21 protein-coding genes are annotated in these 26,400 nt (G+C 33.3%); 1 reads left to right on the forward strand and 20 read right to left on the reverse strand.

Translation table 11 applies throughout. The annotated features are described in order from the left end of the window. Positions 1 to 100: 100 nt before the first annotated feature. The 12 genes from FHK87_RS12170 to cyoE form a co-directional block, all read right to left on the reverse strand. A complete protein-coding gene (locus tag FHK87_RS12170; protein WP_140593228.1) occupies positions 101 to 1,216 on the reverse strand; it encodes an efflux RND transporter periplasmic adaptor subunit in 1,116 nt (371 codons plus the stop codon). A 65-nt stretch (positions 1,217 to 1,281) separates the two neighbouring features. Next, positions 1,282 to 2,547, reverse strand: a complete 1,266-nt coding sequence (locus FHK87_RS12175) for an ABC transporter permease (RefSeq protein ID WP_140593230.1) — start codon at positions 2,545 to 2,547, stop codon at positions 1,282 to 1,284. Between the two features lies 1 nt (position 2,548). Next, positions 2,549 to 3,796 (reverse strand): ABC transporter permease, encoded by a 1,248-nt coding sequence (locus FHK87_RS12180; protein ID WP_140593233.1) that lies wholly within the window; start codon positions 3,794 to 3,796, stop codon positions 2,549 to 2,551. Continuing rightward, positions 3,789 to 4,490, reverse strand: coding sequence for an ABC transporter ATP-binding protein (locus tag FHK87_RS12185; RefSeq protein WP_140593235.1), 702 nt, complete (start codon positions 4,488 to 4,490; stop codon positions 3,789 to 3,791). The genes FHK87_RS12180 and FHK87_RS12185 overlap by 8 nt, the downstream gene beginning before the upstream one ends. Positions 4,491 to 4,707: 217 nt before the next feature. Continuing rightward, complete coding sequence (locus FHK87_RS12190) at positions 4,708 to 4,941, reverse strand: hypothetical protein (RefSeq protein ID WP_140593237.1); 234 nt, start codon at positions 4,939 to 4,941, stop codon at positions 4,708 to 4,710. Between the two features lie 30 nt (positions 4,942 to 4,971). Beyond that, positions 4,972 to 5,520 carry a DUF420 domain-containing protein gene (locus FHK87_RS12195; RefSeq protein ID WP_140593240.1) on the reverse strand — a complete coding sequence of 183 codons (549 nt, stop codon included), beginning with the start codon at positions 5,518 to 5,520 and terminating at the stop codon, positions 4,972 to 4,974. Continuing rightward, positions 5,513 to 6,247: an SCO family protein gene (locus FHK87_RS12200; protein WP_140593242.1), complete on the reverse strand. Its 735-nt coding sequence runs from the start codon at positions 6,245 to 6,247 to the stop codon at positions 5,513 to 5,515. The genes FHK87_RS12195 and FHK87_RS12200 overlap by 8 nt, the downstream gene beginning before the upstream one ends. 10 nt (positions 6,248 to 6,257) lie before the next feature. Then, positions 6,258 to 6,911 (reverse strand): hypothetical protein, encoded by a 654-nt coding sequence (locus tag FHK87_RS12205; protein WP_140593244.1) that lies wholly within the window; start codon positions 6,909 to 6,911, stop codon positions 6,258 to 6,260. A 147-nt stretch (positions 6,912 to 7,058) separates the two neighbouring features. After that, positions 7,059 to 7,418, reverse strand: a complete 360-nt coding sequence (locus tag FHK87_RS12210) for a cytochrome C oxidase subunit IV family protein (RefSeq protein WP_140593246.1) — start codon at positions 7,416 to 7,418, stop codon at positions 7,059 to 7,061. 25 nt (positions 7,419 to 7,443) lie between these two features. Further along, positions 7,444 to 8,427: a cytochrome c oxidase subunit 3 gene (locus FHK87_RS12215; RefSeq protein ID WP_140593249.1), complete on the reverse strand. Its 984-nt coding sequence runs from the start codon at positions 8,425 to 8,427 to the stop codon at positions 7,444 to 7,446. Between the two features lie 48 nt (positions 8,428 to 8,475). Continuing rightward, positions 8,476 to 9,057, reverse strand: coding sequence for a cytochrome c oxidase subunit 3 (locus FHK87_RS12220; protein WP_140593251.1), 582 nt, complete (start codon positions 9,055 to 9,057; stop codon positions 8,476 to 8,478). Beyond that, positions 9,048 to 9,950, reverse strand: a complete 903-nt coding sequence (gene cyoE, locus FHK87_RS12225; RefSeq protein ID WP_140593253.1) for a heme o synthase — start codon at positions 9,948 to 9,950, stop codon at positions 9,048 to 9,050. Before cyoE ends, FHK87_RS12220 begins: the two co-directional genes overlap by 10 nt. A 252-nt stretch (positions 9,951 to 10,202) precedes the next feature. Here cyoE and FHK87_RS12230 point away from each other — a divergent pair, with 252 nt between their 5' ends. Continuing rightward, positions 10,203 to 11,084, forward strand: coding sequence for an MBL fold metallo-hydrolase (locus FHK87_RS12230; RefSeq protein ID WP_140593256.1), 882 nt, complete (start codon positions 10,203 to 10,205; stop codon positions 11,082 to 11,084). A gap of 67 nt (positions 11,085 to 11,151) precedes the next feature. Here FHK87_RS12230 and FHK87_RS12235 read toward each other — a convergent pair whose 3' ends face one another. The 8 genes from FHK87_RS12235 to FHK87_RS12270 form a co-directional block, all read right to left on the reverse strand. Then, positions 11,152 to 11,895, reverse strand: a complete 744-nt coding sequence (locus FHK87_RS12235; protein WP_226294218.1) for an energy transducer TonB — start codon at positions 11,893 to 11,895, stop codon at positions 11,152 to 11,154. A gap of 109 nt (positions 11,896 to 12,004) precedes the next feature. After that, positions 12,005 to 12,730 (reverse strand): energy transducer TonB, encoded by a 726-nt coding sequence (locus tag FHK87_RS12240; protein ID WP_140593260.1) that lies wholly within the window; start codon positions 12,728 to 12,730, stop codon positions 12,005 to 12,007. Between the two features lie 131 nt (positions 12,731 to 12,861). After that, positions 12,862 to 13,257 (reverse strand): VanZ family protein, encoded by a 396-nt coding sequence (locus FHK87_RS12245; protein WP_226294219.1) that lies wholly within the window; start codon positions 13,255 to 13,257, stop codon positions 12,862 to 12,864. After that, entirely contained in the window at positions 13,247 to 13,627 is a 381-nt protein-coding gene (gcvH, locus tag FHK87_RS12250) for a glycine cleavage system protein GcvH (protein ID WP_140593265.1), read from the reverse strand. Before gcvH ends, FHK87_RS12245 begins: the two co-directional genes overlap by 11 nt. A gap of 131 nt (positions 13,628 to 13,758) precedes the next feature. Further along, positions 13,759 to 20,979: a T9SS outer membrane translocon Sov/SprA gene (gene sov, locus FHK87_RS12255; protein ID WP_226294220.1), complete on the reverse strand. Its 7,221-nt coding sequence runs from the start codon at positions 20,977 to 20,979 to the stop codon at positions 13,759 to 13,761. A 5-nt stretch (positions 20,980 to 20,984) separates the two neighbouring features. Beyond that, positions 20,985 to 21,566, reverse strand: a complete 582-nt coding sequence (gene ruvA / locus FHK87_RS12260; RefSeq protein ID WP_140593267.1) for a Holliday junction branch migration protein RuvA — start codon at positions 21,564 to 21,566, stop codon at positions 20,985 to 20,987. Between the two features lie 254 nt (positions 21,567 to 21,820). Further along, on the reverse strand, positions 21,821 to 24,130 hold the full coding sequence (locus tag FHK87_RS12265) for an NADP-dependent malic enzyme (RefSeq protein WP_140593270.1): 2,310 nt from the start codon (positions 24,128 to 24,130) through the stop codon (positions 21,821 to 21,823). A gap of 308 nt (positions 24,131 to 24,438) precedes the next feature. Further along, on the reverse strand, positions 24,439 to 26,370 hold the full coding sequence (locus FHK87_RS12270; protein ID WP_317133544.1) for an alpha,alpha-trehalase: 1,932 nt from the start codon (positions 26,368 to 26,370) through the stop codon (positions 24,439 to 24,441). Positions 26,371 to 26,400 lie beyond the last annotated feature (30 nt).

Here is a 26,400-nt window from a genome sequence, read left to right on the forward strand (position 1 = left end):
ATAAGAATATGCCCGGATGTTTTTTTGATTTCATACTAACAGCTGTATATGTATCTATTTAATCAACATTGTTACATTATATTGTAAAAACAAATCGAATTTAATTTTCATCAAATTCTTCTTCTTTAATTTGATTCCACACTTTTACTTTATCACTTTTAGAGATTCCATTTTTTATTTCGACATTAATTCCATCACTTATACCTAATACTACATCTTTCTGCTCAAATGTTTGCTCCCCAGTTTCTATTTCTACATAAGGTTTTTTTGTATTCTTGTCATATTGGATCAGGGCTTCTTTGAGTGCCATAACACCCTCAGCTCTGGCAAGAATAATAGATGCGTTTGCACTTAGTCCAGCTCTAATAAAAGTTGTATCTTTTTTATCCAGTGTTCCTTTGATTTCAAATTGTATTGCTCCATTTTCATCTTTTCCTTTTGGAGCAATATAATCCAATACTGCATCAAATTGTTTGCCTTCTATGGCTCCGACTGTAATTTCTAAAGGAAGATTTTCTTTAATTTTTCCTACTTCGCTTTCATCTACTTTTCCTTCAAAAATCATTTCTCCCACATCGGCAACGGTTGCTATTGTGGTTCCATCATTAAAATTGTTTGCCTCGATAACTTGATTTCCTACTTTGACAGAAACTTCTAGCACCATACCTGTTACAGTAGATCGTATTAGTGTATTAGCAACACTACCTAATCCTCTTGCTGTACCTGTCCTAACGATTTGAAAATTTTGTTTTGCAGATTCATATGATTGCTTAGCTTGTTTATAAGCAACATCAGCAGAATCAAACTCGTTTGCAGAGATGACTCCTTTTTCGAACAATTCTTTTTGTCTATTATATACTCTATCTTGATTCTCTAGATCGATACGTGCAGATTGTACTGCATTTTGTGCACTTTGCATAGAAGAAATATCAGGAATGACTTTGATTTTGGCTATTAAATCTCCTGATTTAATCTGGTCTCCTGCTTCTATATAAATCTCATCAATAATACCAGAAATATTAGGTTTAATCAAAACTTCTTCTTTTGGCACTATACTACCTGTGGCAACTGCTTTTTTGATAATGGTTTCGGTCGTAGCCGTTTCTGTCTCAAAGGTTACAGGCGCTTCTTGATTTTTTTGATATAGGTAAAATAAAGAGATTCCAAATACTAATACAATGAGAAGTAAAATAATAATAGTTACCGTTTTTTTCATTTTATTGATATTGATTAATGTAATATCCGGTTGTTAAAAGGATATAAGATTGATTGATTTTTTAATTATTCTGTTCGCAATGCGTCTATGGGTTTTGTTTTTATCGCTACCTGTGCCGGAATAAGCCCAGCTAATAATCCACTAGTAATCAGTATCACAAGTGCTACAAATATCACTACTAAATCTACACTTGGATTAGCAAACATTGTATCTTTGCTATCGGGATTTCCTTCCAACATTTTATTAATCAAATAGATAATCCCTGTAGAAGCTGCAATACCTGTCATACCAGATATAATGGTTAGAAAAATTGATTCTAATAAAATTTGCCCTCTAACTGCCCAAGGTGAAGCCCCAAGTGCTCTGCGTATGCCTATTTCTTTTGTTCTTTCTTTTACTACAATAAGCATGATATTACTAATCCCAATAATTCCTGAAAGTAATATAAGTACCCCAACAAAATAAGCAACACCATTAAGCGCTATAAACAAACCATTAACTTTATTAAATTCTTCATATAAATCAAAATTTCCTACTGCACGATTATCTTCAGGGTGTATTTTGTGATTTGTTTTAACGACTTCAATAATATCATCTTTTAATTCTGAAATTGACTCATTATCCTTTGCTGTAATAGCCATCCACCCTACTCTATCTCCAAAATTAAATGCCTGTGAAAAAGAAGTAAAAGGAACATATATTTCTTTTTGTCCTTCTTCTGCATCTCCATTGTTATTTCTCTTGGTATAGGTACCGATGACCATAAAACTTACTCCTTGTATTTTTATGTAGTCTCCTATAGGTTCTTCACCATCAGGAAACAATTCTTTTTTTACCCCTTCACCTATTACGGCTACTTTTCTACGATTACCAATATCTCCATAATTAATAAATCTACCTGAGGTAATACTAATCGGGTCTTGTCTTATAATCTCCGGATAGTCCCCAAATACATTGAAAGCACCTGTGTTTAATCCCCTAGTAACATTATTAGTTCCTCTAAAACCTCCTAATCGATTTCTTGGTGAAATATATTCTAATCCTGGCACTTGATCTCTAATTGAAGCTACATCTCCAATTTTGAAATCAAAACGTCTTCCTTTTGGTAAGCCTTTATATGGTTTTGATGCGGTTTGTGTCCACATAAACATAGTGTTTGTAGCAATATCACCAAAACCTTGTTTTACCCCATTTTCTAATCCTTTTCCTGCCGCTAGAAGGATCACCAATATAAATATCCCCCAAAACACCCCAAAAGCGGTAAGCAATGTTCTGAACCAATTTGCAGTCAGTGCTTCTAATATTTCACTCCATTGATCTCTATTAAACATATTATTCGTCTCTAAGTGCTACAATAGGTTTGATTCTTACTGCTCGCCATGCTGGAAAAAATCCTGCCAAAGCACCTGCAAGGATAAGTATTAATACAGTAGTAATAGCTACATTAAAATTTACTGAAGGGTTTGCTATAAAGTTTGTCTGTATCATCGGGCCAGCAAATTCTAACAACGTTAAACCTAATATCAGACCTGTAAACCCTGCTATTGTCGTCACAAAAATTGCTTCTTGCAAAATCATAGTAATAATAGAACCAGGCTGAGCTCCAAGTGCTTTTCTAATACCGATTTCTTTTGTTCTTTCTTTTACTATGATGAGCATGATATTGCTCACCCCTACAACTCCTGCAATGATTGTACAAATACCTACCCACCAGAAAAAGGTTTTAATCATAAACATCAAATTATAAAAACGCTTCGCTCCTTTCAAACTATTATTTACACCTATAGCTCTCTTATCTTCTGGTGAGATCACATGTTTTTCTTTGAGGTAGCCTTTCATAGATGCCACAAATTCTTGTGATTTGCGTACTGCAGTTTCAAAATCTTTTTCAGGTTTTAGTGTATAGGCTAGGCCATCTATCCCTTGTCCTTTGCTAAATATTTGTTGTGCTATTGGAGATGGAACAAATACTCTATCTTCTTCTCTTTCTCCTGCTTTATCATGAAATACCCCTACTACCATAAATGGAATATCATTAATTCTGATCAACTCTCCTATTGGATCTTTATCTTTTTTAAAAAGATCTTTTTTCACTTTATTTCCAATAACAACAACTTTGTTTCTCTCTTTGATATCATTTTGATTGATAAATCGTCCTGAAATCATTTCTTCATTTTCTATCATTTGAAAATCAGGAAATATACCTTCTACACCATAACTCCCTGATTCTTTTTTATAAGAAACTACAATCCCCCAATCTCTTGCTCTTGATGATTTATATTCTAGATACTTTTCATTTTTTCGATTAATAAAGTCATAATCTTGATTGGTCATTATGATTTCCCGACCCGGATTTAGTCCTTTATATTCTACAGAAGTTGTTCTTGTCCATACCCAAATACTATTTGAAGCATCACTTTCAAACTCTTTAGCTATACCATTTTGCATCCCTTGCCCCACTCCTAGAAGAAGTACAAGAATAAAAATCCCTGAAGCTACAGATACTCCTGTAAGAAATGTTCGTAATTTGTTTTTCCCTATGGCATCAAAAATTTCCTGCCATCGTTCTATATTAAACATATGCGGCTGCCTTTACTTGCTTAACAATGGTATCATCAATAATTACCCCGTCTTTAAGATTTACGATACGTTTTGTCATATCTGCTATATCCGGTTCATGTGTAACAATCAAGATCGTTTTTCCTTCATCATTAATCCCCTGGATTAACTCCATTACCTCGTAAGATGTTTTGGTATCTAGAGCTCCTGTAGGCTCATCTGCAAGCAAAACTTTTGGCTCAGATGCCAGTGCTCGCGCAATAGCAACTCTTTGTTTTTGTCCTCCGGAAAGTTCATTTGGAAGATGTGTTGCCCAATCTGCAAGACCAACCTTAGATAAATAATGCATCCCTTTTTCTATTCTCTCTTTACGTTTAATCCCTTGATAGTAGAGTGGTAATGCTACGTTATCTATTGCATTTTTGTAAGTGATCAAGTTAAATGACTGAAAAATAAACCCCAAAAATTGATTGCGATACTTTGCTGCAATCTTTTCGTTCAGATTTTTGATAGGCATACCATCTAGAAAGTAACTTCCTGTATCGGCTTCATCTAACATTCCTAAAATATTAAGTAATGTAGATTTTCCTGAACCTGAAGACCCCATGATAGAAACCAATTCTCCTTCTTTTACACTAAAATTAATTCCCTTAAGCACATGAAGAGAATTGCTTCCCATTTGGTAAGATTTATGTAAGTCTTTTATTTCAATCATAACATGAGATTAAAATTATTGAGTATTGATCTTTTTAACAATACCTATTATAAAAATGTTAAGACTTACCAACTAAATTATTTACTAAAAAGAGTTTTTTTAAAATAATTAAATATACTTGTGGTCAGTTAGGTCTTGTATGATAAGACTAACCATTATATATTTTTGTTACACGAAGAAACGTTATGAAAATGTTAAAAATTTAATCCTGATAAAATTATGGTGTATCAGTAGTTTTTGATTTTTTCCTGTTGTTATAAACAACATATCCTACGACACCTATCAAAACATAAGGTATAATCATAAGGTATACAATACCGTTATTAATTCCTTTTGCGGCAGTTTGTCCTTCTTCGCTTTCTAAAACTGCTCTACACATTGCACATTGAGCTTCTACCGGAACACTCACTAGCATTAAAATTAAAAGTATATAGACTAATTTTGTATTCATTTTCTTATGCTTATCATTAACATTTTTCATTTAATGGACATAGTATGGCGAAATCATTATATAAACTACAACTCCAGTTATAGCGACATATAACCAGATTGGAAATGTAATTTTTGCAATTTTTCTATGCTTATCAAATCTTTCTGAGAGAGCTCTCACATAAGTAATCAATACTAAAGGAATGATGATTATAGATAAAGCTATATGCGTTATTAAAATAAAAAAGTACACATAACGTATCACTCCTTCTCCTCCAAAAGATGCAGAATCACTTGTCATATGATAGGCAACATACATTACCAAAAACAATACAGAACAAAGAATTGCCCCTTTCATTAATTTTTCATGCAGCTTAATATTTTTATTCTTTATCGCCCATAGTGCTGCAATTAAAATTACAGCTGTTATTCCATTAATCGTAGCATAAATCGGTGGCAAAAAAGTAAGTGGTTCCACCTGAAAGCCCATCTTTCTTAGATTGACACCAAATAAGGCTGCAACAGTTATCGGTATAACTACAGATAATATTACAATCCACTTATTATATTTCTTTTCTACATCTGAAACGCTATTACTCATCTTCTTTCAATAATTTTTTTATGTCTTCTAATAGAATTGTTATTTGTTCTTCTTCACCATTTTCATCCATTTTCTCATCCACTCCTATAGTACCTCTATAATAAATAATTGGATTTCCAGAAGCATCATATCTAGACCTGATAAAACCTTTTTTGTCAATCAAGGCGAAGTACCCATTATGCTCAAAACCTCCAGGTACTTCTGGGTTTTCTGCAGCATAAATATTAAAACCGGTATTTGCAAGATCGTAAATACGTTCTCTATCACCAGTTAAAAAATGCCAATCCGGATTAGTGACTTTATATCGTTCTGCATACTTTTTGAGTCTTCCTGGAGTATCAAATTTTGGGTTGATTGTAAAAGAAGCCACACCGAAACCTTCTTCTTCTTTTAATTTATCTTGCAAATAGACCAAATTAGAAGTCATCTTAGGACATATTGTAGGACAACTGGTAAAAAAGAATTCTGCTATATATACTTTACCCTTAAAATCATGATTTGTAATAAGAAGGCTATCTTGATTCAAAAATGCGAATTCAGGCACTTTTTTAGGCTCTTCATTAAGTTTAATATAGGATAATTTTTCATTTGTAACAGGGTTTTCTGCACTCATCCTATCATTTGAAACGATTGAGGTTTCTTTTACTCTATTAACAATTTTAGGAATGAAAATAATTCCAAAAATCAATATAATAAATGAGATACCTACATAAGAATACTTTTTCATTGATCAAGAATTATTTACTATTACGATCTGCCTTATATTTTTTAAGTGCTAAACGATATTCAGCAAGAATTACTTTGACATCATCGGTCATCACATTTGCCAGATCAGCTACAGAGCTAGCATCATAACCATACGTTTTAGAATTATCGTCTTTTACACTTCCATCTCTTCCTCTTAAATTACCATCTTTATCAATAATAAACACAAAGTTAGTTGCTAAATTAGCATCCAATGTATGAGGAGTTTCTAAACTATTAAACAACATTTTTATCTTTTCTGGTGTACTAAAAAGAAATTTCCAACCTGAAACATCTGCTATATCGTCTAATTCTTCTAATAAGTCTTTTGCAGCATTTTCGCTACCAATTGGTAAGATCATTACAAATTGAAAATCCTTAAATTGATGGTTTTTTTTATAAATCTTCTGATTCAAGTTAAAGGCATTTCCTTGTTTGTTATACATATCCTTACCCAAAAAACCGAGGACAGTAATATTATCTTTGAAAGTAGCCTCTTGATTGGTTGAACTTTTTAAGACATTTACATCCAACACTTGATCGTTTAATACCGGTAATTTTGCAAAATTATGGACTCCCGAGGCAAAAAATAAATACGCAACTAATGGTAATACAAATAAAATACCTAAAACAAGAAATTTTTTCATTTCACAACTATTTTTCCTTACCCAAACAAAGTAGACAGAACAACTTCTTACCCACTATAATCTGTTGTTACAAATAATATATAAAATTAAAAAAAGACGGTATAAATACCCGTCTTTTTACAATGCTTTTAACTTATATGATAAAGATTAAAAATCCCAACTTACGTATCCTGATTTATAAACTTCATATATATAATCTCCTTCTGTAAGAAGTATAAAAATTAGATAACAAATTAAAAATACAGAGGTCCAAACGACAGATCTTCTTAATCCTTTTGTTTCACCTTCCATATGCATAAATGCCCATGTAATATAATATGCTTTCCAAATTGTTAGAATTATAAATATCCAATTAAGAAGCTTCATACTTACCAACTTAATATCTACAAGAAAAGCTGGTTTTATAATTCCTAAGATTACTTCTACTATTGTAATTACAGAAAGAATGATAAATACGTTCCATATTCTTTTTGTATTCGACTCGTGGTGTGCTGTATCGTGTGCCATAATAGTTATACTATCAATATTTTTATTAAACCAGGTAAAAGAAAGTAAATACAAATACCCAAACTAAATCTACAAAGTGCCAGTAAAGACCAACTTTTTCTACCATTTCGTAATTCTTTCTTCTTTCGTAAGTTCCTAAGATTACGTTGATAAAAATGATAATATTGATCACAACTCCAGAGAAAACGTGAAAACCATGAAATCCTGTTATAAAGAAGAAAAAATTAGCAAACAGCGGTGTTCCGTATTCGTTATGACGCAAATTAGCTCCTTCTACAATACCGATAGCTTCCGCATTTAATTTCTTTAATGATTCCTCTCTAGAAAGAACAGTCTTATGACCATCTTCGGTTAAGATTTGGGTTCTAATAAGAAGATCAGATTTTTTAGCAAAACCATTTCTTATTTCCTCAATTGTATAAGTTGGTAGTGTACCTTCATCAGTATACCAAATACCATTTTTTCTTTCGTGTCGTACTCTTTCTTTATGTGTATCAATTACCGCAACGTCGTTAAGAGAAACTCTATGTCCTTCTGCATCTACAAATTGAAGAATCTGTCCACCTTTGGTTTCTACAGCCCCATACTCTCCTTTTATAAAGTTTTTCCATTCCCATGCTTGAGATCCCACAAAAATAATACCTCCTATGATGGTAAGAAACATATATAAAATAACTTTTTTCTGTTTCATATGATGACCAGCATCTACCGCCAATACCATTGTTACCGAAGAGAATATAAGTATAAAAGTCATCAAAGCCACATAATACATTGGAGCATCTACTCCATGTAAAAAAGGAAAGTGATTAAACACTTCATCAGCGATAGGCCAAGAATCTATAAATTTAAATCTTGAAAAACCATATGCAGCAAGAAAACCTGAGAACGTAAGTGCATCAGAAAGGATAAAAAACCACATCATCATCTTACCATAAGTCACTTTGAGTGGCTTATTGCCTCCACCCCATAATTTATCTTCGGTGCCTGTATTAGGAACAGCTGTTTCCATATAAAGAATTTGGTATTATTAAATTTTTCACAAAAGTAAGGATTTTTATTATCTCACGAAATATAAAAACAAAAAGAGATAAACCCATAAAAAATCAACAAAATGCCAATACATAGCACCTAGTTCTAAACCAATGGTTTGTCCTTTTTTATACTTTTGTTTAAAATGATTATAAATTACTACTAAAATTACTAATAACCCGCCAATAATGTGTGCTAGGTGTGTTACAACGATTATAAACATAAAAGTTGATATAATATTTGATGTAGGACCAGTAAAGTGATACCCCTGACGAATTATATCATTAAAACCTTCAAATTGCAAAAAAACAAACACAACTCCCAATGCCAGTGTAGAGAGTAAGAGTATCGTTGCCAATCCTCTATTTTCTTTTTCTATTGCTTTTTTTACAAAATGAAATGTAACACTACTCGCAATTATAACAAATATACTGTAGATAAAAGGCATTGGAAAAGTAAGATCTATTTCCCAATCTTTTCTAGATTTGCTAACTACATATGCACTAGTAAGTCCTGCAAAAACCATTGCCATACTAATCATAGCAAACCACATCATGGTTTTTTTAGACTTATTAATTTTTTCTTGATCTGTACCTTGTGTTAAATCCATGCACGAATAAATTTATCTGCTACATAAACAATTTGCAATAACGTAATATATAAAACACTCATAATCATCAACCGCTTCGCCGTTTTTGCATCTCTTATCTTATATAATCGAATTGCATATTTCAACAAAACAAGTCCCAAAATCAGTATAATACCCCCAGATACAGGTGTGATATAAAGTTTACCTGTAACTCCAAAAACAGGAATTAAAGAGGTTACTATTGTCCAAACTGTATATATAATTACTTGTATTGCTGTTCCTTTATCCCTTTTTCCGGTAGGCAACATAAAAAAGCCTCCTTTTTTATAATCTTCATAAAGCAACCATCCTATTGCCCAAAAATGTGGAAATTGCCAAAAGAATTGTACCATAAACAATGTGCCTGGCTCAATTCCAAATTCATTCGTTGCCGCTACCCATCCTAACATAAAAGGTATAGCCCCTGGAAAAGCTCCTACAAACACTGATAATGGTGTTTTCGTTTTTAAAGGCGTATATAGACTTACATAAATAAAAATCGAAATCGCCCCAAACATAGCTGTTTTAGGATTAATATTATATAAAACAGTAATCCCGGCAATGGTAAAGATTGTAGCTATTGCAAAAGCAGTGTTCACAGACATTCTCCCCGAAGGAATAGGTCTATTTTTTGTGCGATCCATCAACTTATCAAGATCACGTTCTATAATTTGATTAAAAGCATTAGAAGCACCAACCATAAAGTATCCGCCTATAGCAAGTAAAATAAGAGTACTCCAGGAGATCACATCAACGCCCAGTAAATAACCTGCAAGGGAAGAAAATACAACACTCAATGCCAAACGCATTTTTGTGATTTCTTTAAAATCCTGTACAATAGAGGTTTTTACGGTATTAACTTGGGTAACGCTCAAATTTTGCACTTTTTTAGCTTATTTTTTATAAAAGTGGTGCAAAGATAATTTTTAAATGCGGTTTAGACAACAATATAACTAGTTATCATTCACCTTTTAACAACTGTATAAGGTAGCAAAACACTTCTAGTAGCAGAAAAACAAACCGTAGTCACACTTCTATGATTTTATAAACACCTTAATTTCAGCTTGTAATTTACAGATTGATTTAACGACCAAATCAACTTATCAAAACATACAAAACTTATTCTTATGAAGAAATTAATATTTCTGATAGCACTATTTTTTACAATTATTAGTGAAGCTCAACAGAATAAAGAGGTTACAATAACGCTCGATTCTATCTCCAAAAACATATACATGCTCACAGGGCAAGGAGGTAATATTGGAGTGTTCAAAAATGAAAAAGGTCTTTTTATCATTGACGACCAATTCGCAAGATTATCAAAAAGAATACTTACTAAGCTTAAAAGCATAAGCAATCAACCTGTCACCATGGTGATTAACACTCATTTTCACGGAGACCACACAGGAGGTAATAAGAATTTTACCGAGCAGGGCGCTACAATTTTTGCACAAAAAAATGTAAGATCTAGAATGGTATCCAAACAAAAAGAAAAAGGAGATGTTATCTATGAGACTTTACCTGTAATTACTTTTGATGAAGGATTACAATTATACTTCAAAAACGAAAACATAAAAGCATATCATGTACACAATGCACATACAGACGGAGATGCTATTATTTATTTTGCAAATGGAAATGTATTACATATGGGCGATACTTTTTTTAATGGCCGCTATCCATACATTGACTTAAAATCCGGTGGAGATATTAATGGATACATAAAAGCTTCAGAAAAAGCCTTATTACTCATTAATGATGATACTAAGGTCATCCCCGGCCATGGAAAACTAGCTTCTAAAAGTGATCTAGAGAATTTTTTAAAAATGCTAAAAGAAATTACCAATGCAATTCAAAAAGAAATTGATGCCGGTAAGTCTAAAAATGACATCATCAAAAACACATCTTTAACCGCTTTTTATGATTCAAAAGGATTTGGAGATGGTTTTATAAATCCTGAACGTATGAGACAAACAATCTATACAAGCCTCACCCAAAAAAAGAATTAAAAAGAAACGCCTAAAATCAAAATTCCAGATCAATATCTATTCCTTTGATTTTAGGCGTCTGCTATTATTATCCTTGTATTTTAAATACAATTGGCAATTGGTATTTTACAGTTACCGGTTTTCCCCTTTGTTTTCCCGGTGTCATTTCAGGAAAAAGCTTAATAACCCTTTCAGCTTCTTCCTTTAATTTAGGATGAGGAGCTCTAATTTGGATATTTTGAATAACACCATCAGATCCAACTTCAAACATTGTGTATATTCTTTGTATCCCTTTCAAGCCATATCTTTCTCCAAGACCAGTATTAAATTTTCTAGAAACAATTTTTCCAACTTTTTCAGAAAAGCATTGTGCTTTTTCTTTATTAGTACCCATTACTTCGCATCCAGGAAAAACAGGCACATCTTCTACCAGAATAAACGGCACTGTAACAGGCTCATCATTGTCATCAATATCAACAATATCGCTTGGATTGACAGGAGTAGACTTTACTGGTTCTTCATGCTTATACTCCTTATCCATATCCTTGATAACCTCATCATCTTTAACAATTTCAGGATCTGAGAGATCAACAGATTTTTGAGGTTTTACTTTAACAGCCAATTCTTTTTCAGGCTCTTTTTCAATAACAAAATCATCCATAGTAAAATTAAATTCTTCTTCTACTTCGGATACAGTTGTAGTTGAATTGATTATTGGTGAAGCAGTGTATACTTCAAATAAAACATAGGTAAATAAAAGACTTGCAATAAGTCCAATCTGAAAATTCAACAAAGTACTTTTTCGTACATTAGCGTCGTGCTTGTTACTCATAATATTTAGATTTAACGTTACAACTAAACCTAAATCAACAAGCATACCAAAAAAAGAATCCCGCTACTTATGTAACGGGATTCTGATATTAAAAACTTTATATTCTGTCTTAGTCTTGTACTTGGAATACAATAGGAAGCGAGTATAATACACCTACAGCTTTACCTCTTTGCTTTCCTGGTGTCATTTTAGGAAGCAACTTTACTACTCTCTGTGCTTCTTTTTCTAATCTTGGGTGAGGTCCTCTTGCTTGAACACCTACAATATTACCTGCTCTATCGATTTTAAACCTTACATAGATACGGTTTACACCGGATAATCCTAATTCACTACCAAGTTCTGTATTAAATTTACGGTTAACAAATTTCTTAACCTTATCACTCATACATTTTTTCTTAGCTGCGTTACCTCCAGCTTTTTCACATCCTGGAAAAACAGGTACATTCTCAATAACTGCAAATGGTACATCTGCAATTTCTTCTTCTTCTTCTACATCCTCTACTTCTTCTACCTCAACAATTTCTTCTTCTTGATTTGTCTCTGTAGATTCTATAATAGTTTCTTCTACTTCTTCTTCATCTTCTACTACGTCAATAATCTCTGGAGCAGGAGGTGGTGGTGGAGGTGGTGGTGGTGTATTCAAGTTTTGAGTAATTGGCACATCTTCTTCTTCTAACTCGTCAAGATTCACCTGACCTATATCAATATTACTTCTATCATAAGTTTTCCACTCTATTCCTTGCCATGTGATAAAAAGAACTAGGATAAGACCTAATTGAAGGAATAAACCGCTCTTTTTACTTAAATCTGCTTTAGGATTTTTCTTTGGTTCCATATTATTTAAATCATTATAGGATTGCTAAAATAGCTAATTTCTTTTGTAATTTCCAATTAAAGATCGAAATGTAAAATAAAAAATACTTTTTTTAACTTTTATTGACCGATTATTTGAAATAAAAATCAATATTAATTACTTATTTTTCTAAATGCAATTAATTTATTTTTAAAAAGACTACATATTATCACCACAAAAACTGTTCCGCTTGTATTTGCAATCATGTCATACCAATCAGAACTTCTATAATTTGTAATCAAGGCTTGCAAGATTTCCATCAATCCACCGTATAGAATGCAGATTATTGAACTTATCAGTATGCTTTGTCTAAAATTCCTGTTTTGTTTCTCTGAAAAGAAAAAAAACAAAAACCAGATTAAAGTCAAACCAAAATACGCAATAAAATGACCTATTTTATCGCTTCCTTGAACTCTTATCGGAACAGGAGATGCAATTTTTGCAAGAGATGCCCAAGTAATGATTAGCATAGCTAAACTTACTAAAGCAAAAAGGGTTTTATGCCCCAATAACTTCCTTATAGCCATCTGCAGACAATAAACTATCGATCTGAGAAGTATCTGATATTTTTATTTTTATCATCCATCCTTCTCCGTAAGGATCATTATTAACCAACTCCGGATCACTTTCAAGGGCTTCATTAAACTCTATAATTTCACCTGATAAAGGCAAAAACAGATCTGATACTGTTTTAACAGCTTCAACGGTACCAAAAACCTCTTCCTGATCTAATTCTTCTCCCATTGTTTCAACATCAACATAAACAATATCACCTAATTCGCTTTGCGCAAAATCTGTGATCCCTACGATAGCGATATCATCTTCTATTTTAATCCACTCGTGGTCTTTTGTATACTTTAAATCTGAAGGAATATTCATTTCTAAAATGTTTTTTTATTTGTTTAATTTTATAGAAGACGAAAATAAATTTATTTTATCAGATTTTCAGAACAACAGACAAAAAAATATCATAAAATGATTTTCACTGTCTATTAAACAATAAAAACACTCTAATTTCCGAAATTGTATCTAATAGTAAAACCTCCTCTAATAGTCGTTTGTGGAAATGCTGTTGATATCGAATATTCTGAGAATGTGTGATCATAAAAGAATAATGCGGTTAGGTTCTTACTCAATGCATAATCCGCAGTAAGCTTAACCCCATAAATATCTTGTCCCGCAGTAATTTGAGTATTATCTACATCCAAAAACCTGGTAAATGTTTCATTTCTTCTTAGAGAAAGGTCTGCTCTAAGATTAAGATCACTCTTAATGATTTGTTTTCTACCTGTAATCCTAGTTGCAAAAGAAAGATCTTTTAATCTATAACCTAAACCAATTATATACTCGTTTCCTTGAATTTCTGTAAGCAAATTATTATCAAAACTTAAAGACAATGCTCTATCTTTTTTCCATTCTGCAAGAATTTTTATAGAACTTTTCATCTCCATATCTAATCGTACAAGAGGGCTAAATTGCTCTGTTAGATTGATATTAGAAAATAGAATTGGATTTCTGAAATTACCTGATTGATCTACATCAGTAGGGTTTCTAAATTCTAAATTTGTTTGAAATTGATTTATAGAATAATTTGCTCGATATCCATGAGCTACAGAAAATCTCTTAAAACGTTTTTTAAACCATTTTAAGTTCATTAAACCGGTATATTTTACATCCCAATTAGGCAAAGGCACATCTCGAAAAGCCCCTTTCTGCACTTTTGAAGGATCAGCACCAGAATATGCAGATAAAAACGCAGGTAAAAGAACCGCTTGATTTGTTTTACCAAATCCTATAGGATAGCGATAGCCATTAGGCTCTTGTTCTTCACTTCTTGGAAAATTAGTTGTTCCATAAAAATCTTCGGCCAAACGATCTGCAACAACTTGTCTATTTTGTCTAAACTCTTCAAATGCTTCAGAATTAAACTCATCACTGGTTTGAAAAGCTGTACTGATAAGCATTGTAGAAATCGTGAAATTACCAAAAGTATTAGGAGTAAGTGAAGAATATGGGTTATCTACATCTATATTACCATCAGTATCAAGATTCACCCTATAATTTTCGGTATAGGTTTCAGAATAATTTCTATTTGCACTAATATCAATTTTCAGATCTTTAATAAGACCAAGAGACGCCTGAACATTCAATTGTCTTCCTTCAACTTCTCTATATTGCTCATTAAAATCTTGATACAAAGTTAACCAACCATTACGAGCTGCTATATCTCTTATTTCTGCTTGACTACCAAAAACAAAACCTGCTCCCGGCTTAAGGGTTCCCATAAACCCTGGTTCTCTTACATATCCAGGCAAAAAGATTCCATTATCCTGTTGATAATTAATATTTACTTTTTTGATAGCTGTAAGTAAACCTATGACAGAATTATATGCTTTTTCTCCTACAGTAAGCTTTCCTCTTCTTTTTCCTGAGCTACTGCCTCCTGATGCTTTTCTAGAAGGTTCTGGTTCTCCCAGAGCTTTAGCATTTTTATCTTTATTCTTCTTATCAGATTTTTTCTTTGATTTTTTTCGTTGCCCTGGTTTTTTCTTTGTTAATCCTACGTACTTATAAAGCGTATTCATATCTAAAGACCCGTTCAATGTATGCACATTAGCATTTTGAACTGTATTCCCCAAGTCAGGAATATCCTCTAACGTTTTTAAAGCTTCACTTCCTTTTACCCATTGAAAGTCTGCATTATAAGAATATGTTCCCCTTATAAACTTAAAAAGAGGTATTTTATTAATAGGAATCTCATAATTAACCTGTAATTGCTGATTAAGTGTGTTTGCATCTCCTATATCAAAAAATCCACTCCAGATATCTATCTCATTATCTACATTATTATTTTCGTCTATAAAATTCTTTACGATTCTATTATTAGAAGAGGTAAAACTAAAATTCAATGATTTTGATAAGTTGTAATTTATTCCATATTGCCAATCATAAAAGAAATTACGCTGAAACAAGGTTGGAGGAGATATATTATCTTCATTATCTGACAGACTAAGATCTCTAAAAACCTGCTCATTATACTGTCGATTAATATTAGTCCCTACAGATATATTTGTTGGAAGAAGGTTAAAATTAAAATCCTTGAGTATATTCAAATATTTACTTTTGCCTAAAAACTTAGCGTTTTTAAGAGGCTCTATTTCCTTTGGCTGAAAACTAAAATCATATGTAGCCCCTACTCTTACTGTTTGCTCAAGAGATCTTTCTATTTCAAAATCTCTATGGTCTTCTTGGTTATATGTTCCTGAAAATGTTAAATTTTCTACATCATATGGCATAGGTTTTTTATCCCCTGTTCGTTCTTTACGAAGACCAATAACATTAAAACTTTGCCTTTTTGTATAACTTGTAGATTGCCTTTCTATACGTTCTCGTTCTTGAGGATCAGCCGTATTATCTAATCTATCTTGCAATTCAAGGTCTTGAAATTCCTGATCATATTGAGGTGTAATCAATTCTTCTCCTCTACTATAGTTAAAAGGTATCTGAAGTCCCCATTTTTTAGGAAATAATTGTCCTAAGTTTACATTAGTTGTTAGGTCATATTGTTTGATATCTTCAAGACTTCTTTCATTAGGCCCTTGCTCGATCCCCCCAAATCCTATAGTGCTTATTCTACCCGAAGCACTAATGTTTGCAAAATCAGCAATATTAGCATCCAAACTACCAACAGTAGCCCATCCACCTCTATTTTTAAGATCGCTCAATCTCATTTCATTAAACCAAACCGTACCGGATTGATCGCTTCCACTATCATTTTTTATCCCTACCATTAATACTCTAATGTCACCTAGGTTTGGATTACCTTTTATCCCAACTCTTAAATTATCTGGTCCCGGAAAAAAGTTTAAATCTGTAGAGGCAAAATTTTGATCGCCAATTACATTTGATTTTATTCTTTGAAGCACTTCTAAAGGAAGGCTTAATCGGTTAGCATCCGGCCAGGTTTCTTCAGAAGTAGGAGAGGTATCTGTTCGATCTGAAACCACTAATGGAAGTTCTATCTGATAAAAGTTATCGGTAAAATCGTTACCCATTCTAACAAAAGCGGTAAGTTCTCCATCATTGATAACAGGCTCATTCGGTACGCTTTCGGCATGTAAAAACAATTCGAGATTCTCATACTGCCTCATATCTACATTAAAGTTCTTGTAAACTCCTCTTGCATCTCCTGATTGTAATCTATTTACTGTAAGCGCCAAAGACCGTTCATCCTCTCGAATGATATTGTTATTGTTATTTAACTGCTCTCTTACTACTCCCGGGGGGACAATATAATTAGGTGTTTCTTCCTCACTCACAGATGTAACAATCACCTCACTATCACCAAAGACATTGATACCACTAGTTGGGTTTGTAGTTGTATTCCCTTCAACAACGTATCGTCTATAATCTCCTCTTACCAAATCCATATTTGCAAAACGCAATAATGTAGGTTGAGAAAAATTAGTAAGATACATTCTCATAAATCGTATAGATCTAAAGTCGCTAATATTTATAGATCTATCCGGCTCATATATTGGAACTTTGAATCGTACCCACCTTGTGCGGATCACACGACCAAATGCATCAGTCTCAATATCTCTAACATCAGAAATATATCCTGTACCTCCATCATTTCCGATATCCATTCCTCTAAAAATCGGAATTTCATACTCAAAATAACTATTAATAGTATTCATTGTATTATCCCTATTCACGTCTTCTGCTGTAGGAAATGTAGTATTACCTCGATCATCATTTGTTACAGTAGTAGGAGAGTTCCCTTCTACTCCATTAAAATTTCTATAGCGTTCAAGAACATTACCTTCTGCTTGTAAGAAATATGTGTAGTTATCACCCGAAGGATCATCTAAAGACTGAAAAGCTCCGTATTCTGGTTTTTGTCTCTCATCTGCATCACCTAATCCATCAAAACCTGTATCTTGATTTACTCTTGCCTGTCCTTCTGTATCAAATGCATAAATCAAAGATTGGTTAACAGGCACTCTAGCATAATCAGTATCCAAAACATTTGCATTACCAGTACCGTCGGGCAATCCATTTTCATATTGTTTTCGACCATCTTTTAATACATCTTCACTAATATTACCCAAGTTAAAAACTATAGTTCCTCCCGGATTATCTATATCATCATATTGAAAAGGATCCAATAACCAGAATTCTATAAATTCTACATTTGCCTGTTCAAAATTTGTAGAGGTTAATTGTCTTGTAATCCCTGCAAAATTATCTCTAGGATCAGGAGCAGGAAGACTGCTTCCCGGAGCGTAAGCAGGATTAAAATTGTACTGACCTCTTGTACCCGGATCGTAATTTAAATCTAATGTAAAAAGCGCTAAAGATTGCCCCTGTACGACATCGGTATCAGGAAATACCTCATCAATAAACACTCTACGAGCAGTATTATCAGATATATCTTCTTCAGAGATCCCGCTAGGTCTACTATTACTATAAAATATCGGATCGATAGAATACCAGGATAATTTTGCTCTTCTATATCCTGATTCGATCCCATCAACAATTTCTTCACTGTTAGGATCATCAGGATTTCCAAAACCTACAGGCACACTACTAAGTTCCCATGATAATGGCGAGCTTACATCTACACGAGTTTGTGCCCCTTCAAAATCATCAATGTATGTAGTTACTTTACCATCAAAGTCAGCTCCTCTCGGTGCTCCGGCAATCAAATAAGCTCCTTCAGCTCTTACAGATACATTTGATGGTACATCTGTATCTATATTCGGAAGTTTATTCACCAGTCGAGTCAGCAAAGGAACCTCTGTAGCATAAGATACATTCAATCCTAATATTGTATTATTGATAGGTTCAAAATCATAATTGGATTTTTGCGTAATCGGTCTTTCATTTAAATTTAAAAATGTTCCTCCTACAATAAAATCGTCATTAAACTTATGTTCTATGTTAATTCCGGTAAATCTTTTTGTTTGTTGTCCAAACACAGCATTATTCTCTGTAGAAACCTGAATTGGTGTGTTTGAAGCTAATAAAGCCTCATCTAATATAGTCACCCTACCCAACTGATAGTTAACCGTATAATCAACTCCCTCTTGCAACACTCTTCCTCCCGCAGTTACAGTAACAGAACCTTGTGGAACATTGAATGCTCCAAGAGATATCCCATCCTGACCAGAGGACTTGTATCGCCCTTTAAGTTGAAAATAATTTTTATCCGCAGATCTTTGCTCTGCTATAACTTTTGTTTCTGTATATAAGTCTCTAAATACATATTGTTCTTGATTTGGATTATAGCTACCGGGATTATTATAATCTCCTCGTACAGGACCATTATCAAGCTTATCAAAAAGATGCCTTCCAAAAGGTTCTATAGTTGAAAAGATAATTCTACCATTTTCAGGATCTATAGTTATACCCGGCACATAATCAAAGAAACCATCACCACCTTGAATAGGGTCATTATTAGGATTAAGACGATCCATATTAAATACCTGAATAAGTGCTGTTCTTTCTACATCTTCAGGAAGTGCTACAGAAGAACCTTCTGCAGTTGTAATAAAATTAACAGGTGACGGATTTGTATATAAAATATTAAGTCTGAAATCTTCTTGTTCTAGTCTAAAAGCACCTGTACTATAAATGTTTTTCATCATCAGATCCCAATTTGGTAATCTTACATTTATAATAGGACTCTTAAGCATTTTAACGACTAAGTTCTGGCTCGATCCGGCAGTTACAGCATCTGTATCTATTCCTGTATTATTACCTACTGTAGCATCTACTCCATCATTGGCAAATTCTCCTACCTGAAATACTTCTCCTCCAACTGTATATTGAAAAGCAACCCCAAGCACTTCGTCATTATTCAATCGCTGATTCAAAGAAATGTATCCTAATTGCGTATTTACAGTATACTCACTTTCGTTTAGTTTTCTAGCATTTTCTAAAATAGCATAATCGAATCCCTCATTAAAAGAAGAAATAGCCCCTGTAAAACCTCTTTGCACGGTTGATATTTGTCTTACAGCTTCTGTGACAGGACCTGCCCCTCCTATTCTAGTAGGATCAAGATCATTATTACTATTATCAGGAAATGCTCCTGAACCTGTATTAAAGAGAGATGCAGGAATAGTAAAGTTACCTGCTACGGGAGCCTCACCTAAATCTTGCAATGCAACAATATTACGAGCATTATTAAGAGTTTGCGCACTAGTAGCTCGATTGGTAACCCAAACCTCTATTCTTGTAATCTGTACATTATTGTTTATAAAAGGATAATTTGCCAATGATCGATCATAGGTATCTCTAAAATAATGAGATAAGAAAAAATGCCTGTTTTCGTCGTAATCAAGGGCAAAAAGTTCAAAATCTTCGACCGTTCCTCCTCCTTCTACACTTACAGATCGAGTTTCAGAATTTTGTTCTGAATAGACCCCGGTAATTGTAGTTCTACCAAATTGAAGCCCCATTTTTACTCCAAAAAGACTTTGAGCTCCTTGGATCAAAGAACTGTTAAGCGGCATATTAACATTACCGACTTCTATACTTTGAATGATATCATCTTCTGTAGGAGTATATTCTAATTTTAATTGATTTTGAAAATCAAAAGTTGATTCGGTATCATAATTAGCTGTAATTTGAAGTCTTGTCCCGATTTTACCTAACAAACTCAAGCTGATTCTTTGATCAAAGTCAAAAGTTATATTACTACGGTTACGAGGAGAAAAAGCAGGGTTATCTTGTTTGGTAAACAAAAGTCCCAAATCCATTTCTACAGAACCTTGAGGTATAATTTCTATCTCATTACTACCAAAAACAGATTCAAAAAAGTTAGAATTTACATAAAAAACAGGCAATAGGTTTTTACGCTGCTCTTCACTGCCTTCTTTTTTTCCACTAAAGGCGTCTATTTTCTCTTTAAAATATGATCTTCGTTGTTCTTCGGCTACCAAAGCTTCAAATTCTTCGGGCGTCAAAAATAAAGGATAGCGAACATTAAAATCCCCGAGCATTTCACGATAAATATATCGATCAGTCACAGGGTCATATTCATATTTGGTCACTATACTATTGGGGTCAGGTAGTGTAAGTTCTCCTAAAGAATATGTAGTACTTGTAGAATCACGAACGGTTTCATTCTCTTGACTATATAATTGTGCATTGCAAAAGAGTATTGCAAAATATAGTATTACCTTAAAAAAACCAGAGCGTAATCGATGTAGTGAACCCAATGTTTTTATAAATTTTTTAGTGCTTGTTTAATAATATTTTCTACGGTTTGTTCGGGGGCTTCTTTTAAAACTCTATCAATTGCTTTCTCTGCAAGTTTTCTGTTGAATCCTAGAGTTTCTAATGCTGATAACGCTTCTTCTTTATTAGTATTGTTTTGGGATACAGAAACTTCATCAATGTCATAAACTTTAAGAATTTTATCCTTTAAATCGATGATTACGCGTTGTGCTGTTTTAGCTCCAATCCCTTTAATAGACTGTATTGTAGCCACATCGTTTGAAGCAATAGCTTCCTTAACCTGATTCGGGTGTAATGAAGACAACATTGTTCTTGCAGTACTTGACCCTATCCCCGAAACTGAAATTAAAAGCCTGAATATTTCTCTTTCTGATTTTTCGGCAAAACCAAATAAAGTATGAGAATCTTCTTTAACCTGAAGGTGAGTATATAATTGTATTGCTTCTCCTTGCGGAAGTAAAGAGAAAGTATGCAGCGAAATATGTAATATATATCCTACGCCTCCACATTCGATTACGACATCTGTTGGATTTTTTTCGACAAGCTTACCTTTGATATGTGTGATCATTTGCTGAGTTGATGTTAAGCAACCAAATGTAATAAAATTATAATATATAAGCAGTATACAAAGAAGTGCTTAACAAAATAGTTCTTAATACTCTATACAAATTTGAAATAAGAAATTTCATGTATTCTCATATTGAAAACATCAAAAAACAGTAAAGGATTATTTCTTTGATAAAGAAATAATCCTTTACTATAATTTTATACATCATAATATTATAAACCGATAGAGTTATAATTTACTTTTAAATAATGTAATTACACCCCTTTTTCCATTAATGATAGATGTAATTCTCTTTTTTCTTTCTCCTGGGCATCAATTACTGCTACTGCTGCCATATTAATCATTTCTTCCACACTCGCACCTAATTGAAGGATATGTACAGGTTTTCTCATCCCCATCATAATAGGGCCAATTGATTCTGCATTGTTTAGTTCACTTAATAATTTGTAATTACTATTTGCTGCATCTAGGTTTGGAAATACCAGTGTATTTACTTTTTGCCCATTGAGCTTAGAAAATGGAAACTTATCTTTGCGCATTTTTCTATTTAATGCAAAATTCATTTGTAAACCTCCATCTACAACCAAATCAGGATAGTATCTATGTAAATATGCAACTGCATCCTGTACTTTTGTCGCTGTTGGATGTTTTGAAGATCCAAAATTTGCATACGACACCATTGCTATAATAGGTTTAATCCCAAACATTTCTACAGTTCTAGCTGTCATCTGGGCAATCTTTGCCAGTTCTTTGGAAGAAGGGTCTATATTGATTGAAGAATCACTAATAAATAAAGGTCCTTTGTCTGTCATCATCACATTCATTGCTGCTGTTCGAGTAGCGCCTTTGGCTAAACCTATTAGATCCAACATAGGCTTCACCACACTTGGATAACTTCTTGCATAACCAGAAAGTAATGCATCAGCATCACCTTCATTAACCATCATTGCTGCAAAGTAATTACGTTCTCTCATCTTCTTTTCGGCATCATATTGAGTAATTCCTTTACGTTTATGTGTTTGCCAATATTTTTTGGCATATTTATTTTTACGCTCAAGTTCTTCGTCTGCCTTGGGGTCTATAATTTCAATTCCTTCGGGAGAAAAATCAATTTCACCCATCAATTCTAAAATCAGGTCTTTACGTCCTAACAAAATAGGTATTGCGATTCCTTCTTCTTTTACCGTTTGAGCAGCTTTTAATACATCAAGATGATCTCCTTCTGCAAATACTACTTTTTTAGGATTGGTTCTAGCTCTATCAAGTAATAATCTCACTAGTTTATTATCATTACCCATGCGCTCTAGAAGTTCATCTTCATACTTTTCCCAATTGGTAATAGGCTCTTTTGCAACACCACTTTCTATTGCAGCTTTGGCAACCGCAGGAGGAACTTTTGCAATAAGTCGAGGATCAAAGGGTTTAGGGATAATATATTCTTTTCCAAAATTTAATCTCGTCTCTCCATAAGCAATATTTACTTGCTCAGGAACAGGTTCTTTTGCTAATTCTGCCAAGGCTACAACCGCAGCCATTTTCATCTCTTCATTAATAGAAGTTGCTCTGACATCTAATGCTCCTCTAAAAATAAAAGGAAAACCAAGTACATTATTCACTTGATTAGGATTATCACTTCGACCAGTAGCCATGATAATATCATCACGCGTCTGGATAGCAAGGTTATAATCTATCTCAGGATCTGGATTAGCCATTGCAAAAACGATGGGATTGTCTGACATCGAAAGCAACATTTCTGGTGTTACCAAATTAGCCATAGACAATCCTATAAACACATCTGCATAGTGCATTGCCTCTTCTAAGGTATTTAGATCTCGACTTGTAGCGAATTCTGCTTTTTCTTTGGTAAGGTTTTCTCTATCTTTTCTGATCACTCCCTTACTATCAGTCATTACAATATTTTCTGCTTTGGCACCAAATGCTTTATATAAACGTGTACAAGATACTGCAGCTGCTCCTGCTCCACTTACGACTATTCTAACATCTTCAATTTTTTTGTTGGCGAGTTCAAGTGCATTAAGCAAAGCGGCAGCAGAAATAATTGCGGTACCATGTTGATCATCATGCATCACTGGTATATCAAGCTCTTCTTTAAGTCTTCTTTCTATCTCAAATGCTTCGGGAGCTTTAATATCTTCTAGATTAATACCTCCAAAAGTGGGTGCTATATTTTTTACGGTTTCAATAAAAGCATCCACATCTTTGGTATCTACTTCTATATCAAAAACATCTATATCAGCAAAAATCTTGAACAATAAACCTTTACCTTCCATTACTGGTTTAGAGGCCTCAGGTCCTATATCTCCTAATCCCAAAACAGCAGTACCGTTAGAAATCACTGCCACCAAATTACCTTTGGCTGTATAGCGATAAGCATTATCTTTATTTTTTTCAATTTCAAGGCAAGGTTCGGCCACACCTGGAGAATATGCAAGAGAAAGGTCTCGTTGTGTTGCATATTTTTTGGTTGGCACTACTTTGATCTTACCGGGAGTAGGCTTTGCGTGATATACTAAAGCTTCTCTTCTTTTACTTTCGATACTCATACTCAATCAAGATAAATGTGTAAAAAATTATATTTTCAGATTAGAAACCTGATCATAAATATCTAAAAAAATATCTACTATCAATATGATAACTTTGATTTTAAAACCGCTTTTTCCAAAAAAAGCAGATCAAAACTAAAATATATAAGCCAATTTTGGTCTGGTCTCTTGTTTAATATCTATTACAAAGGTACAAGTCCGAATGAGATGCAAAAATTAAAAGGGAGTAATCTTCAAAAAAATACAAATCAGAGGAGCAAATCACTTTTTTGGATAGATAATATTAATGATTACATGAGTTTTAGGCATTATTCTTTAAAAATACTATCAGGATCGGTCAATTGATCTAATTGAGACCTCAATTCTTTATTGATAAGACTTATCCCTAATTGATAGGAAGCATTCATCCAACCAAAACCACTAGGTGTAATATAATCGAACTCGGTCCCTACATTACCATATTCTGCATATACTTTATGAGTACAATTCACAACATCATATTTTTCAGGTATTGTACCATTGTAGTCCACAGCATTTTTTGTGATCGTCCACAACCATCGATATATGAGTTCTTGGGCTTCTTCTTCATATCCATAATTAAGCAATCCTCTCCACATCATCATTTGGTGTGGCGCCCAACCATTGGGGAAATCCCATTGCCGTTGTGGAGCATTTGGATTTGAATGATCTGCAATATCTCCTGTTCCTGCCAGCCCTCCTTTTTGCATCAGGTTTTTAAATAAATTCTTTACTAATGATGCTGCCTGATCTTCTGTACATAATCCAGCCCACAATGGATAGTAATTTGTTGTAGATTCTATTTGAGCCTGACTTTTTGTAACAAAATTATAATCATAGAATACTCCTACTTGTTCATTCCACATCAAAGCATTCATTAGTTTCTTGCGTTGTTCTGCTTTGCTAAGCCAATATGCAGCATTATATTTTTTATTTGCAACAGTAAAATTATCTTCAAATACATTCTTGATTAAGTAGGCAATATCTGTTTCATATTTATACAACGAACTATTTAATCCGACTGTATTAAGGTCAGCACAAACGGCATCGAGTCGATTAGAGGTATCGTGACCACTTTCTCTCATGGATCTATCATGCGTAAAATACTGATCGAGTTCTACATCCTTAATTCTTTCATCCTTATACTGCTCTACAAAAGAATTAAAATCCAATTCATGTTTATCTGCATATTTTTTCAATACAACATCAAAATGTCCTTCTTCAGTTTCAGGAGGAATTCCTACCCCTTCTCCATAAAAACGGTTAAGCCCTGTTGATGTTAACCGAACGTCTTTTTGCATCCAAACATTTTCATACTCCTGTATAACCATTTTTAATTGATCTGATATCCATTCTTTTGAAATCTGGTGATTATGTTCATAGATTTCTTTGATCAGAGAACTAAAGAAGGGAGGTTGGGTTCGCGTAAGGTAATAGCTTCTGTTTGCGTTTAAGATTTTCCCATAGTGCTTTATTTGATAACTAAAATTTTCTGCCATGGCTATAGCAAGGTCGGCTCTACCATCAATAAGTAATCCTACTGACTCAAAATAGCTATCCCAACCATACATTTCATTAAACCTACCTCCCGGAACGACAAAAGGAACGCCTTTGACTTGTTGGTCTTTGTGTGTGTATGCTAGATTAAGAATTCCAGGTTTATCATTTATGCTTTTTACAAAATGTGGAGTAATCTCTTCTGGTAGTTTAACTACTTTTAATTTTGAGAATTCATTTTCTAACTCATTAAAATATCTAAATGCTATTGAATCCTGATGAGGAATATATAATCGAAGTGTATCTACATCAGACTTTGTATCCCCTAATACTTTTTCTAAACCTTTTTTATCAATTGATCGTGTAAGATTATCCCAGTATCGAGTTTTGATCAAACGAGAAATCCTATAACTAGGCATTTCTTTTACTCTATCCAAACGAATTGTATCTTTTTCTTTTAAGATTGCTAGTTCTTGAAGAAGGTTTGACAAATGATACGTACCTTCTATTGTAGATGAAGTTCCCTTTGTATTTATAAAATCAAATTTTTTAGGTCCTTTGTCTTCAATTGTTATTTTCTTATCTCCATCAGTATCTTCTTGTTTTAGAAGATTATTCATGATCTCACTGTAGCGTATTGGTTCTTTGGTAGCTTCTTGTTTACAACTATTTAGTATAATTAAAGAAGATACAATGAGCATATATTTTAACTGAGTATTCATCATTTTTGTTGGTATTGTTAAAAGAAACAAGTA

The sequence above is a fragment of the Aquimarina algicola genome, from assembly GCF_006443095.1.
Lineage (GTDB): Bacteria > Bacteroidota > Bacteroidia > Flavobacteriales > Flavobacteriaceae > Aquimarina > Aquimarina algicola.